At 71.4% G+C, this 13599-nt stretch carries 11 protein-coding genes and 1 pseudogene; 2 read left to right on the top strand and 10 right to left on the bottom strand.

Annotated features, from left to right (window positions below; translation table 11 throughout):
* The 8 genes from VN520_RS31900 to VN520_RS31865 form a co-directional block, all read right to left on the bottom strand.
* Positions 1-312 (bottom strand): TetR/AcrR family transcriptional regulator (locus VN520_RS31900; protein WP_325750416.1); only part of this gene is annotated, 312 nt, incomplete at its 3' end.
* 4 nt (positions 313-316) lie between these two features.
* Positions 317-1333: an agmatine deiminase family protein gene (locus VN520_RS31895; protein WP_325750415.1), complete on the bottom strand. Its 1017-nt coding sequence runs from the start codon at positions 1331-1333 to the stop codon at positions 317-319.
* A 9-nt stretch (positions 1334-1342) separates the two neighbouring features.
* Complete coding sequence (locus tag VN520_RS31890; protein ID WP_325750414.1) at positions 1343-3025, bottom strand: urease subunit alpha; 1683 nt, start codon at positions 3023-3025, stop codon at positions 1343-1345.
* The gene (ureA, locus tag VN520_RS31885) at positions 3022-3762 is read right to left on the bottom strand and encodes an urease subunit gamma (RefSeq protein WP_325750413.1); all 741 of its coding nucleotides are present in this window, start codon (positions 3760-3762) and stop codon (positions 3022-3024) included. The genes VN520_RS31890 and ureA overlap by 4 nt, the downstream gene beginning before the upstream one ends.
* A 131-nt stretch (positions 3763-3893) precedes the next feature.
* The gene (locus VN520_RS31880) at positions 3894-4997 is read right to left on the bottom strand and encodes a branched-chain amino acid aminotransferase (RefSeq protein ID WP_325750412.1); all 1104 of its coding nucleotides are present in this window, start codon (positions 4995-4997) and stop codon (positions 3894-3896) included.
* A gap of 295 nt (positions 4998-5292) precedes the next feature.
* Positions 5293-6336, bottom strand: coding sequence for a 3-isopropylmalate dehydrogenase (locus tag VN520_RS31875; protein WP_325750411.1), 1044 nt, complete (start codon positions 6334-6336; stop codon positions 5293-5295).
* A gap of 114 nt (positions 6337-6450) precedes the next feature.
* Positions 6451-6579 (bottom strand): hypothetical protein, encoded by a 129-nt coding sequence (locus VN520_RS31870; RefSeq protein WP_325750410.1) that lies wholly within the window; start codon positions 6577-6579, stop codon positions 6451-6453.
* A 297-nt stretch (positions 6580-6876) separates the two neighbouring features.
* Entirely contained in the window at positions 6877-7476 is a 600-nt protein-coding gene (locus VN520_RS31865) for a TetR/AcrR family transcriptional regulator (protein WP_325750409.1), read from the bottom strand.
* A 171-nt stretch (positions 7477-7647) separates the two neighbouring features.
* Between VN520_RS31865 and VN520_RS31860 the strand changes: the two genes are divergently transcribed.
* Positions 7648-9939: a glycoside hydrolase family 3 N-terminal domain-containing protein gene (locus VN520_RS31860; RefSeq protein ID WP_325750408.1), complete on the top strand. Its 2292-nt coding sequence runs from the start codon at positions 7648-7650 to the stop codon at positions 9937-9939.
* A gap of 114 nt (positions 9940-10053) precedes the next feature.
* Here VN520_RS31860 and pruA read toward each other — a convergent pair whose 3' ends face one another.
* Both pruA and VN520_RS31850 read right to left on the bottom strand, forming a co-directional pair.
* Positions 10054-11685 (bottom strand): L-glutamate gamma-semialdehyde dehydrogenase, encoded by a 1632-nt coding sequence (gene pruA / locus VN520_RS31855; RefSeq protein ID WP_325750407.1) that lies wholly within the window; start codon positions 11683-11685, stop codon positions 10054-10056.
* 96 nt (positions 11686-11781) lie between these two features.
* Positions 11782-12762 (bottom strand): proline dehydrogenase family protein, encoded by a 981-nt coding sequence (locus VN520_RS31850; protein ID WP_325750406.1) that lies wholly within the window; start codon positions 12760-12762, stop codon positions 11782-11784.
* 177 nt (positions 12763-12939) lie between these two features.
* Between VN520_RS31850 and VN520_RS31845 the strand changes: the two are divergent.
* Positions 12940-13599: pseudogene (locus tag VN520_RS31845) on the top strand (PucR family transcriptional regulator); the annotation flags it as partial.

The raw sequence follows: 13599 nt of genomic DNA, 5'->3' as shown, positions 1-13599 counted from the left end.
CGGGTCGCGGTGGCCGTCGGGGACGTACAGCGCGATGTAGGCGTCGAGCCGCTCACGGGCGGTGCCGGGCCCGTCGAGCAGGGCCCGGCGTTCGGCTCCGAGCCGTGCCTCGCTCCACTCCAGGGTCTGCAGCAGCAGTTCGTCCTTGGTGCGGAAGTAGTAGAGGAGGTGCCCGCTGCTCATCCGCACCTCGCGGCCGAGGCCCGCCATGGTGAGGCCGTCGAGTCCGCGCTCGGCGACGGTGGCCATGACGGCGGCGAGCACGTCCTCCCTGGGCGGGGCGACGTTGCGGCGGCGCGGGGTACTGGGCACGGTCTCAGATCCTGGGCTGTTGCTGCGTGATGCAGTGGATGCCTCCACCACCGGCAAAGATCGTACGGGCGTCCACGGGTGTCACCGTACGGTCCGGGAACAGGTCGCCGAACACGGCCGCCGCCTCCTCGTCCCTCGGGTCGTCGAAGGCGCAGAGGATCACCCCGTCGTTGCACAGGTAGTGGTTGATGTAGGAGTAGTCGGCCCATGCGCCGTCGGCGTCGCGCAGCACCGAGGGCGCCGGGATCTCCACGACCTCCAGCCGGCGGCCTCCCGCGTCGGTGGCGGCCCGCAGGAGCCGGACCGTCTCACGGGTGATCTCGTGGTCCGGGTGGGAGGGGTCGGGCTGAACGTGGGCGACGACCACACCGGGGCGGGCGAAGGCGGCGACGATGTCGACATGGCCGAGGGTGCCGTACGTGCCGTAGTCGCCGGTCAGGCCGCGCGGCAGCCAGAGCGCCTTCTCGGTACCGAGGCGGGCGTGGATCTCGTCCTCGACGGCCTGCCGGGTCCAGCCGGGGTTGCGCTCCTCGCCCAGCTGGACGGTTTCGGTGAGCAGCACGGTGCCCTCGCCGTCCACGTGGATCGCGCCGCCCTCGTTGACCAGCGGCGAGCTGTGCACGGGCACTCCGGCCAGCTCGGCGACGCCTCGCGCGATGTGCCGGTCGTGCTCCCAGCGGGCCCAGCCCTGGGCGCCCCACCCGTTGAACGTCCAGTCCACCGCGGCGAGTTGCCGGCCGTCCGTGACGAAGGTCGGCCCGATGTCCCGCATCCAGGCGTCGTCGAGGGGACGTACGGCCGTCTCGACGTCCGGGCCGAGCAGCGCCCGGGCGCTGTCCTCCTGACCGGGACCGACGATCACGGTGACCGGTTCGAAGCGGCGCACGGCGCGGGCGACGGCGGCCCATGCGCTGCGGGCCTCATCGAGCTCGGCCGCGGTGGCGAAGGTGGGGTTGGGGCCCGGCCAGGCCATCCAGGTGCGCTCGTGGGGGGCCCATTCGGGCGGCATGCGGAAGGTCATGGCGGGTCCCTAGAGGAAGTAGAGGCGGTTGAGGGAGACGGATTCGGCGGCCGGTGAGCGCAACGGGTCGCCGTCGAGGGTGACGAGGCCGGTGTCGCCGTCGACGCCTACCTGCCCGGTGCGGGAGTTGAGGCGCAGGTCCGCCGGTCCGATGCCGCGCGTGCCCCGGACCGCGACCCTGCGGCGGCGGGTGGGCATGAGATCGGCGCCCAGCTGGGTGGCGGCCTCCGCGACGAAGGCGACGGAGAGATCGGCGGCCGTGGCCCCGTACGCACCGAACTGCGGTCCGAGGACGAGGGGTTCGCAGGTGTCCGTGGCGGCGTTGGGGTCGCCCGTCACTCCGTAGGCGGGGAAGCCGGACTTGAGGACCAGCTGGGGCTTCGCGCCGAAGAACTCGGGGCGCCACAGGACGATGTCGGCGAGCTTCCCCGTCCCGATGGAGCCGACCTCGTGGGAGAGGCCGTGGGCGATGGCGGGATTGACGGTGAGCTTGGCGATGTAGCGCAGCACGCGGGCGTTGTCGTCGCCGGGGCCGTCACCCTCCATCGGGCCGAGTTCGGCCTTCATCTTCGCGGCCATGGCGAACGTGCGGCGTACCGTCTCGCCGGCCCGCCCCATGCCCTGCGCGTCGGACGAGGTGATCCCGATGGCGCCCAGGTCGTGCAGCACGTCCTCGGCGCCCATGGTCCCCGCCCTGATCCGGTCGCGGGCCATGGCGGCGTCGCCGGGGAGGTCGGTCTTGAGGTCGTGGACGGAGACGATCATCCCGTAGTGCTCGGCGACCGCGTCACGGCCGAAGGGGAGCGTCGGGTTGGTGGAGGAGCCGATGACGTTGGGGACCCCGGCCATCTTCAGCACGTTGGGGACGTGGCCGCCGCCGCAGCCCTCGATGTGGAAGGCGTGGATCGTTCGGCCTTCGAGCACGCTCAGGGTGTCCTCGACGGACAGGCACTCGTTGAGTCCGTCGCTGTGCAGGGCGACTTGGACGTCGTGGTCCTCGGCGACCCGCAGGGCGGTGTCCAGGGCGCGGGTGTGGGCGCCCATGTCCTCGTGGACCTTGAAACCGCAGGCGCCGCCCTCGGCGAGGGCCTCCACCAGCGGCGCCTCGTGCGAGGACGAGCCGCGGCCCAGGAAACCGATGTTGACGGGCCAGGTGTCGAAGGCGTTGAAGGCGTGCCGCAGGGCCCACGGAGAGTTGACGCCGACACCCCAGACCGGGCCGAACTCCTGGCCGATGATCGTGGTGACGCCGGAGGCCAGGGACGCCTCCATGATGCGTGGGGAGAGCAGGTGGACATGCGGGTCCACAGCTCCCGCCGTCGCGATGAGCCCCTCCCCGGAGACGATGGTCGTGCCCGTGCCGACGACCACGTCGACACCGTCGAGGGTGTCCGGATTCCCGGCCCGGCCGATCGCGGCGATACGGCCCTCACGGATGCCGATCGACACCTTCCTGATGCCCAGGACGGCATCGATGACCAGCACGTTGCTGATGACGACGTCACAGGTGTCCCGGACCGCGGCGGCCTTGAGGTGCAGGCCGTCACGGGCCGTCTTGCCGAAGCCGGCGAGGAACTCGTCCCCCTGCTTCTGGGCGTCGGACTCCACACGGACGGTCAGCCCGGAGTCGCCGAGCCTGACCCGGTCCCCGGCGCGCGGCCCGTGCACGGAGGCGTACTCGTACGGATTCATCGGCTCTCCTCCCCCGCTTCCGCTCCTGCTCCTGCTCCTGCTCCTGCTCCTGCTCCTGCTCCTGCTCCGAGGTAGCCGCAGGCCGCTGCCCTGCGCAGCGCCTCCTCCTTGGCGCCCGGCGCGTCCAGGGGTCCGTCGACGAGCCCGGCGAAGCCGATCGCGATCCGGTCGCCACCGATCGGGACGAGAGCCGCCTCGGCCGTCCCGCCCGGCCCGAAGCGGACGGAGGACCCGGCGGGCACGTTCAGCCGCATCCCGTACGCCGCCGCGCGGTCGAAGTCGAGCCGGGGATTGGCCTCGAAGAAGTGGAAGTGCGAGGTCACACTCACCGGAACGGTCGCGGTGTTGCGGACGGTGAGGCGTACGGACGGCTCAGGTCCGGCCGTCACGGGTCCGGGGAGGAGCGCACCGGGGGCGTCGTCACCGAGCGAGCCGCCGGCCAGAGGACTGCTGACCACGGCGAGCCGCGAGCCGTCGTCGAACACGGCCTCCACCTGGACCTCGGTGACCACGTCCGCCACTCCCGGCAGCACGTCGTCCGGCCCCAGCACGGCACGGGCGGCCTCGATCGCCTCGGCGAGTCTGCGCCCGTCCCTGGCGGCCTCGCAGACGGTGTCCGCGATCAGAGCCGTCGCCTCGGGGACATTGAGCCGCAGGCCACGGGCCCGGCGGGCCCTGGCCAGTTCGGCCGCGCCGAAGAGCAGCAGCCGGTCGCGTTCGGTCGGGGTCAGTCGCACGTAAACGGCACCTCCTGGTTGGAGCAGCACTCTAACCAGGTTTTGAGCGGCGTTCAAAACTCGTTCCGCGAAACGGCGAAGGCCGCACCCCCGGCGGTGAGGGGTGCGGCCTTCGTGGGTGCGGCCGTCGGTCAGCCGAGCTCGTGCATCCAGCCGTGGGTGTCCTCGGCGATGCCCCGCTGGATGTCCAGCAGGCGCTCACGCAGCTTGAGGGTGACCTCGCCGGGCGTGCCGTCACCCTGGGTCCACTCGCCGTCCGCGGACTTCACGGTGCCGACCGGGGTGATGACGGCGGCGGTGCCGCAGGCGAAGACCTCGGTGAGGGTGCCGTTCTCGGTGTCGGTGCGCCACTGGTCGATGGAGACGCGGCCCTCCTCGGAGGCGTAACCGAGGTCGCGGGCGACGGTGAGCAGGGAGTCGCGCGTGATTCCTGCGAGCAGCGAGCCGGTGAGGGTGGGGGTGACGATCCGCTTGCCGCCGTCCTCCTGCCCGTACACGAAGTAGAGGTTCATGCCGCCCAGCTCCTCGACCCACCTGTGCTCGACGGCGTCGAGGTAGGCGACCTGGTCGCAGCCCTGCGCCGCGGCCTCGGCCTGGGCGAGCAGGGAAGCGGCGTAGTTGCCTCCGGTCTTGGCGTCGCCCATGCCGCCGGGAACGGCGCGCACCCGGTCCTGGGAGAGCCAGATCGAGACCGGCTTCACACCACCGGGGAAGTAGGCGCCGGCGGGCGAGGCGATGACGATGAAGAGGTACTCGTCAGCCGGCCGGACGCCGAGGCCGACCTCGGCGGCGATCATGAAGGGCCGCAGGTAGAGGGACTCCTCACCGCCGTGCTCCGGGACCCAGGCCTGGTCCTGCCGGACCAGGGCGTCACAGGCCGCGATGAAGGTCTCGGCCGGCAGCTCCGGCATCGCCAGCCGCGCGGCGGACCGCTGGAAGCGCGCGGCGTTGGCCTCGGGGCGGAAGGTGGCGACCGTGCCGTCGGGCTGCCGGTAGGCCTTGAGGCCTTCGAAGATCTCCTGCGCGTAGTGCAGCGTCATGTTGGCCGGGTCCATCGACAGCGGCCCGTACGGCACGAGCTGGGCGTCGTGCCAGCCGCGCCCCTCGGTCCAGCGGATCGTCACCATGTGATCGGTGAAGTAACGGCCGAAGCCGGGGTTGGCCAGGATCGCCTCGCGCTCCGCGTCGGACAGCGGGCTGGAGGAGGGCTTGAGCTCGATCGTGGGCGTCGTCATGAGTGCGTGTCCTTCACCGGTCTTGTGTGTGATGGACCGCGCCCACGCCCGCTTCCGCCCCAGCAGCTGCCGGGCAGGTTGTAGGACGTCCGAGCACCACCGCGAGCCGCGGTCCCGCGTTCGATTATCTCCCGGGGGTGGCTCTGCACGAAATGACGTGATTGCGGTGACGTTCACAGTGACGCGAAGGCGACGCGAAAACGCGGTCCAGGGGTCGATGGTGGCACCCGGGGACCGCAAGGTGAAGCCGCCGGGTGCGGTTGCGGCCCGGCGGCTTCGAAGTGGAGACGTCGGGTCAGCTCGCTACGCGTACCGCGAGCGCGTCACCGATCTCGTCGGTGGTGCGTGCGGTCTTCCCGTCACGCTCCGCGAGATCGGCGGAGACGGCCTCCTCGATGCGCACGGCCTCGGCCTCGTAACCGAGGTGGCGCAGCAGGAGGGCGACGGAGAGGATCGTGGCGGTCGGGTCGGCCTTGCCCTGGCCCGCGATGTCGGGCGCGGTGCCGTGCACCGGCTCGAACATGGACGGGAAGGCGCCCGTCGGGTTGATGTTGCCGGAAGCGGCCAGGCCGATGCCGCCGCTCACGGCTGCGGCGAGGTCGGTGAGGATGTCACCGAAGAGGTTGTCGGTGACGATGACGTCGAAGCGCTCCGGCTGGGTGACGAAGAAGATCGTCGCGGCGTCGACGTGCAGGTAGTCGGTGCTGACCTCGGGGAAATCGGCCGCGACCTCGTCGAAGGTGTTCTTCCACAGGTGGCCGGCGTGCACGAGGACGTTGTTCTTGTGGACCAGCGTCAGCTTCTTGCGCGGACGGGCGGCGGCGCGCGCGAAGGCGTCACGCACGACGCGCTCGACACCGTAGGCGGTGTTGACGCTGACCTCGGTGGCGACCTCGTGCTCGGTGCCCGTGCGCAGGGAGCCGCCGTTGCCCGTGTACGGGCCCTCGGTGCCCTCGCGGACGACGACGAAGTCGATCTCGGGGCGCCCGGCCAGCGGGGTCGCCGTGTTCGGGAAGAGCTTCGACGGCCTCAGGTTGATGAAGTGGTCGAAGGCGAAGCGCAGCTTCAGCAGCAGTCCGCGCTCCAGCACGCCCGACGGCACGGACGGGTCGCCGATGGCGCCGAGCAGGATGGCGTCGTGGCCCTTGAGGGCCTCCAGCTCCGCGTCGGGGAGGGTCTCACCGGTGCGGTGCCATCGCTGGGCGCCGAGGTCGTACTCCTTGGTCTCCAGCTTCACATCCTGCGGGAGAACAGCGTTGAGAACCTTGAGGCCCTGGGTGACGACCTCCTGGCCGATACCGTCGCCGGGGATCACTGCGAGATCGATGCTGCGAGACATGCGGGCACCCTAGCCCTCCGTCCCACCCCATGACACTCGACGTCCACGATCCGGACATCCCGCGCCCGGGCGGGTCCCCGGGCGGGATCGGTGCCGCAGGGTGGGCACGGGCCCTCAGTGGCCGGTGGACCCGCCGTTGTCCCTGCGGTCGAGGGCCCGCTGCAGGGCTGCGGCGGCGTTCTTGCGCTCCGACTCGGCGGTGCGGGAGGTGTGGCGGACGCGGCGGACAGTGGTCTCGGCCATGAGGGATCGACTCCTTGAGATCGCGTGGATTTCGGGATCGGGACTTCGCGCAGCGGATGTCGAGATCGGGATTTCGAGGCGCCTGGAGGGGCGGGGAGCGGCCGCAGGGGTTGCCTGCTCGGGGCACGCTCGCACACGCCGGTCGCTGGATCAGCGATTCGTTCGGCTCCTACAACGCTAGGACAGCCCGGGCCATCTGTCTCTACAGATACTCGGACTTCCTACTATCTGAGACGGCCGCACGACCGAGGGGTGCCCTCGGCCGGCGATCCGGCCCCCGGAGGGCCGGGGCGGGCTTCAGAGATCCACGGTGAGCTGCGCCTCCATGTGCGCGCGCAGGACGCCCGCCATGTCCGTGGTGCAGTCGCTGAGCAGCCACTGCACCTGGAGCCCGTCCATCAGGGCGATCAGCTGGCGGCCGGCGTCGTCGGGGGCGATGCCCGGCCGCAGCGCGCCCGCCCGGCGCGCCTCCTCGTAGGCGAGCTGCGCGCCGGCGACCGAGTTCTCGTAGCGGCGTACGAAATACCCGTGGGCCGGGTGGTCGGCGGCCGTCGCCTCGGTGGAGACCACCGAGAACAGCTCGACGATCCCGCGCCGCGCGGAGTTCAGCTCGGCCAGCTCGGCGAACCGCCGCAGCCGTTCGACGCCCTCGGTGCCACCGAGCGAGAGCCACTCGTCGTCCACGTCGTCGCGGTGCTCCAGCACGGCGAGCAGCAGCGCCTCCTTGGTCGGGAAGTGGTGCAGCAGACCGGTGTGCGAGATACCGCTGCGGGTCGCGATCACCCGGAGCGAGGCGCCCCGGTAGCCTGCCTCGCCGAACAGGGCCATGGCCTGGTCCAGGATCTCGCGCCGCTTCGCACGGCCCTTCGCGTAACCGCGCCGCGCTTCGGCCGTCACTCGCCACTCCCCAGGTCCGCCGGCCTCGGCCGGGCCGGCACTTCGGTGCACCGGTTTCCATTCAACCGTCCGGAGGATTCGGCCCCCGGAGATCCGACCGCCGGACATACTTACCAGGTGGTCGGTATTGACTCTATGGTGAAAGCGAACCGTGTCGCGAAAGGACCCTCCGTGTCCCCCTCCCTGCCCTATCTCGACCCCTCGCTCCCCGTCGCCGAGCGGGTCGGCGATCTCCTCGGCCGCATGACCCTGGCCGAGAAGACCGGCCAGATGCTCCAGCTGAACGCCAAGGACGGGGTGCGCCACCTCATCGAGGACCTGCACGCCGGTTCGATCCTGCACGCCTCGCCCGAGCGCGTCCTCGAAGCGGCGGAGCTGACCGGGCGGACCCGGCTGCGCATCCCTCTGCTGGTCGCGGAGGACTGCATCCACGGCCACTCCTTCTGGGAGGGGGCCACGATCTATCCCACCCAGCTCGGTCTGGCCGCCACCTGGGACCCGGAGCTCGTGGAGCGCGTCGCCAGGGCCACCGCCGTCGAGGTCGCGGCGACGGGTGTCCACTGGACCTTCTCGCCGGTGCTCTGCATCACCCGGGACCTGCGCTGGGGCCGGGTCAGCGAGACCTTCGGCGAGGATCCCTTCCTGATCGGCGAGCTGGCCTCGGCGATGGTCCGCGGCTACCAGGGCGAGGGGCTGGACGACCCGACAGCGGTCCTCGCGTGCGCCAAGCATTTCGCGGGCTACTCCGAGACACAGGGCGGCCGTGACGCGAGCGAGGCCGACATCTCCCGGCGCAAGCTGCGCTCCTGGTTCCTCCCCCCGTTCGAGCGGGTCGCCCGCGAGGGCTGCCGTACGTTCATGCTCGGCTACCAGTCCATGGACGGCGTGCCGATCACGGTCAACGACTGGCTGCTGGGCGAGGTGCTGCGCGGCGAGTGGGGCTACACGGGCACGCTGGTCACCGACTGGGACAACGTCGGCCGCATGGTGTGGGAGCAGAAGATCCACGCCGACCACACCCAGGCGGCGGCAGCCGCGGTCCGGGCGGGCAACGACATGGTGATGACCACCCCGCAGTTCTTCGAGGGCGCGCAGAGCGCGGTCGCCGAAGGCACGCTGGACGAGGCGGAGATCGACGCGGCGGTACGGCGCATCCTGACCCTGAAGTTCGAGCTCGGCCTGTTCGAGGACCCCCGCCACCCCGATGCCGCCCGGCAGGCCGCGGTCATCGGCAGCGCCGGGCACACCGAGCTGAATCTGGAGGCCGCCCGCCGTTCCCTGGTACTGCTCACCAACGACGGCACCCTGCCGCTGGCCGGCGGCCTGGTGCCGGGGCCGGACGGGCGCGCCCTCGCCGAGGCCGGTTCGGCTCCCCGCCGGGTCGCCGTCGTCGGCCCCAACGCGGATGACGCCCAGACCCAGCTGGGCGACTGGGCGGGCTCCTCCGGCCAGGCGGACTGGCTGCCCGACGGCCACCCGCGCCCCATGATCCGTACCGTGCTCGACGGCTTCCGCGAGCACGTCCCGGACGGCTGGGACGTCACGTACGCCCGGGGAGCCGAGATCCTCTCCGTGGGCCCCGACCCGGAGGGCGCGTTCTTCCCGGACGGGCAGCCCCGGCCTGAGGTCGTCGTGCCGGCCGAGCCCTCCGGCGACCTGATCGGTGAGGCCGTCGCGGCCGCCGAGGCCGCCGACTACGTCGTCGCCGTCGTGGGCGACCGTATCGAGCTGGTCGGCGAGGGCCGTTCGACGGCGACCCTGGAACTCGTGGGGGACCAGGTCGCGTTGCTCGACGCGCTCGCCGCGACCGGCAAGCCGCTCGTCGTCGTGGTCATCAGTTCCAAGCCCCTGGTGCTGCCGCCGTCCGCCCACGGCGCGGCCGCGGTCCTGCACGCCTTCAACCCGGGCATGCAGGGCGGCCGGGCGGTGGCCGAGGTCCTGCTGGGCCTCGTCGAGCCGTCGGGCCGGCTGCCCGTCTCCTTCGCCCGGCACGCGGGCCAGCAGCCGACGTACTACAACCAGATCCGCGGCCAGCACGGCTCCCGGTACGCCGACCTCACCCAGCGTCCCGCCTTCGTGTTCGGTGAGGGCCTGAGCTACACGACCGTCGCGTACTCCGGCCTGGAGGTCCTCACGGCGAACGTCGGGGAGAGCGACACGCTGCGGGCCCGCGTCACCGTCCGCAACACCGGCGCCCGGCCGGCCCTGGAGACGGTGCAGGTGTACGTCAGCGACACGGTGACGTCCGTGACCTGGGCCGAGAAGGAACTCAAGGCCTACCGGCAGGTGGCGCTCGCCCCGGGTGAGGCGCGCGAGGTACTGCTGGAGCTCCCGGTCTCCGAGTGCACGCTCGTGGACGCGGCCGGCCGGCGTGTCGTCGAGCCCGGTGCCTTCGAGCTGCTCGTCGGGCCGTCCTCCCGCGACGACACCCTCCTGCGGGCCGGCTTCACCGTGAAGGGCTGAGGCAGCCCGGGGCCGAGGCCCGGGAACGGAAACCGCCTCCCGGCCGGCGGGGGGAGCCGGGCGGGAGGCGGAGTGCGGGGCGGGGCGCCCGGACCGGGCGCCCCTCGACGGCCGTCAGCCCTGGTGGGGGTAGGTGTACTCGGTCGGCGGGACCAGCGTCTCCTTGATGGCGCGGGTCAGCGTCCAGCGCTGCAGGTTCTGCGGGGCGCCCGCCTTGTCGTTGGTCCCCGAAGCGCGGCCGCCGCCGAAGGGCTGCTGGCCGACGACGGCGCCGGTCGACTTGTCGTTGATGTAGAAGTTGCCCGCCGCGTAGCGGAGCTTGTCCATCGTGTACGCCGCGGCCGCGCGGTCGTTGGAGATGACCGCACCGGTCAGCGCGTAGTCGGAGACCGACTCCATCTGCTCCAGCATGGCGTCGTACTTCTCGTCCTCGTAGACGTGGACGGCGAGGATCGGGCCGAAGTACTCGGTGGTGAAGACCTCGTTGGCCGGGTCGTCGCAGACGATGACGGTCGGGCGGACGAAGTAGCCGACGGAGTCGTCGTACGTGCCGCCCGCGACGATCGTGCAGGTCGGGTCGGCGGCGGCGCGGTCGATCGCGGCCTTGTTCTTCGCGAAGGAACGCTCGTCGATGACGGCGCCCATGAAGTGCGACAGGTCGGTGACGTCACCCATCGTGATGCCGTCGACCTCGGCCGCGAACTCCTCCTTGAACCCGGAGTTCCAGAGGGAGGCGGGAATGTAGGCGCGGGAGGACGCCGAGCACTTCTGGCCCTGGTACTCGAAGGAACCGCGGGTCAGCGCGGTCTTCAGGACGGCGCGGTCGGCGCTCGGGTGCGCGACCACGAAGTCCTTGCCACCGGTCTCGCCCACGAGCCGCGGGTAGGTGCGGTAGTTGGCGATGTTGTTGCCGACCGTCCTCCACAGGTGCTGGAAGGTGGGGGTCGAGCCGGTGAAGTGGATGCCGGCCAGGTCGCGGTGGTTCAGGGCCACCTCGGAGACCGCGATGCCGTCGCCGGTGACCAGGTTGATGACGCCCTTGGGCAGACCGGCCTCCTCCAGGAGCTGCATCAGCAGCACGGCGGCGTGGGTCTGCGTCGGGGACGGCTTCCACACGACGACGTTGCCCATGAGGGCGGGGGCGGTCGGCAGGTTCCCCGCGATGGCGGTGAAGTTGAACGGCGTGATCGCGTAGACGAAGCCCTCCAGCGGGCGGTGGTCCATGCGGTTCCACACGCCGGTGGAGTTGGCCGGGGGCTGCTCGGCGAGGATCTGGCGCGCGTAGTGCACGTTGAAGCGCCAGAAGTCGACGAGCTCGCAGGGGGTGTCGATCTCGGCCTGCTGGGCGGTCTTGCCCTGGCCGAGCATCGTGGAGGCGGCCATCGTCTCGCGCCAGGGGCCGGACAGCAGCTCGGCCGCGCGCAGGATGATCGCGGCGCGGTCGTCGAAGGACATCGCGCGCCAGGCCGGGGCGGCGGCGAGGGCGGCGTCGATCGCGTCCTGCGCGTCCTGCTCGGTGGCGCCGGCGAAGGTGCCGATGACGGCCTTGTGGTTGTGCGGCTGCACGACGTCGACGCGGGCGCCGCCGCCCATCCGCTTCTCTCCGCCGATGGTCATCGGCAGGTCGATCGGGTTCTCGCCGAGCTCCTTGAGCTTCGCCTCCAGACGGGCGCGCTCCGGGGTGCCGGGGGCGTAGGTGTGGACCGGCTCGTTGACCGGCGCGGGGACCTGGGTGACAGCGTCCATGAGTGCCTTGTCTCCTTGGTTGAGGTGGGGTGGTCGGCCGGGCAGGTCAGCCCTGGTTCAGCCCGTGGTGCAGCCCTTTTGTCCAGCTCTTCTCGTTCAGCCCTTGGTGAGGACGGACCGGCCGAAGAACAGCAGGTTGGCCGGCTTCTCCGCGAGGCGGCGCATGAAGTATCCGTACCAGTCGGTCCCGTACGCCGTGTAGACGCGCATCCGGTGGCCCTCGGCCGCGAGCCGGACGTGTTCCTCACTGCGGATGCCGTACAGCATCTGGAACTCGTACTCATCCAGTTTGCGCCCGGCCTGGCGTGCGAGCTCCTGGCCGATGGCGATGAGACGGGGATCGTGAGAGCCGATCATCGGGTAGCCCTCGCCCTGCATCAGCGTCTTCAGGATGCGGACGTACGCCTTGTCGATCTCCGGCTTGTTCTGGTACGCGACGGAGGCGGGCTCCTTGTAGGCACCCTTCACCAGGCGCACCCGGCTGCCCGCGGCGGCCAGGCGGCGGGCGTCGGCCTCGATGCGGAAGAGGTAGGACTGGATCACGCAGCCGGTCTGCGGGAAGTCCTTCCGCAGCTCCTCATGGATGGCGAACATCGAGTCGAGGGTGGTGTGGTCCTCGGCGTCCAGCGTGACCGTGGTGCCGATCGCGGCGGCGGCCTCGACGACGGGGCGGACGTTCGCGAGGGCCAGCTCGTGGCCGCCCGGGAATTCGGGGGCGGACCCGGAGGGCCCTCCGTCGGGGGCGGTGGTGGACGACGGGAGGGACTGGCCGAACATCGACAGCTTGACGGACATCTCGGCACGCTCGCCGAGGCCGAGCTCCTCGAGGCGGCCGATCAGCTCCAGGTAGGCGTCGCGCGCGGCGGCGGCCTGCTCGGGGGTGGTGATGTCCTCACCCACGACGTCCAGGGTGACCTCGAGGCCCTTGGCGGCCGCGTCCTGGATGACGGGGACGACCTGGTCGACGCTCTCACCGGCGATGAAGCGGTCGACGACCTGCTTGGTGCCGGGCGCGGCCGAGACGAAACGACGCATCTTGTCGCTGCGTGACGCGGCGAGAATCACGGGACCCAGCACGGGGCACCTCCACGGAGTACGAACGAGGCCGGACCGGTACACGTGTGAACGCACCCGGACGGCACGGAGAACCACTGTGAAATCTAGGGATCCCGGTACACACGTGCCATCGACAGCTGTCACGCATCCGTGTACTGGATCTCAGACATCTGTCTGAAAGGGTGCGAGAATGACGGGGTGAAGGCCGATTACCAGGAGCTGGTCGACGAGATCTCCGCGCTGCTCGGCGCCCCCGCCACTCTGGAGAACCGGGACTTCGGCCTGGTCGCCTTCGGGGCCCACGACAGCGACGACGACACGGCCATGGACCCCGTCCGTACGCGCTCGATCCTCACCCGGCGCTCCACCCCCGCGGTCCGCGCCTGGTTCGAGGGCTTCGGCATCACCCGCGCGACGGGCCCGGTCCGCATCCCCGCCGCCCCGGAGGCCGGGGTCCACCGGGGCCGCATCTGCCTTCCGGTACGCCATCGGGGTGTCGTCCTGGGCTACGTATGGCTGCTGGACGCTGATCCGGGGCCTGCCGACGCGCAGCTGACGGCGGCCATGGACGTCGCGGCCCGGATCGGCGTCCTGCTCTTCGAGGAGGAGCGGGCCGGCACGGACCTGTCCCGGGAGTTCGCAGCGGTGCTCGCCGCCGGGCGCGGCTGGCAGCGCGACATGGCGCTCGCCGCGCTGCACGAGGCCCTCGGCGCCGACGCGGACGGGCTGCACACGGTGGTGTGCGTGACACCGTGGCCGGGCGAGACCCCGTCCGTGCGTACGGTGCCGTCGGCGGCGGCCCTCGCCACCGTGCCCGGGGCCGGCGCCCAGGCCCTGGCCGCCCTGGTCCGGCTGCGC

This window comes from Streptomyces sp. (assembly GCF_035563135.1).
Classification (GTDB): Bacteria; Actinomycetota; Actinomycetes; order Streptomycetales; family Streptomycetaceae; genus Streptomyces.
This window is presented reverse-complemented; position numbering and strand designations above follow the sequence as displayed.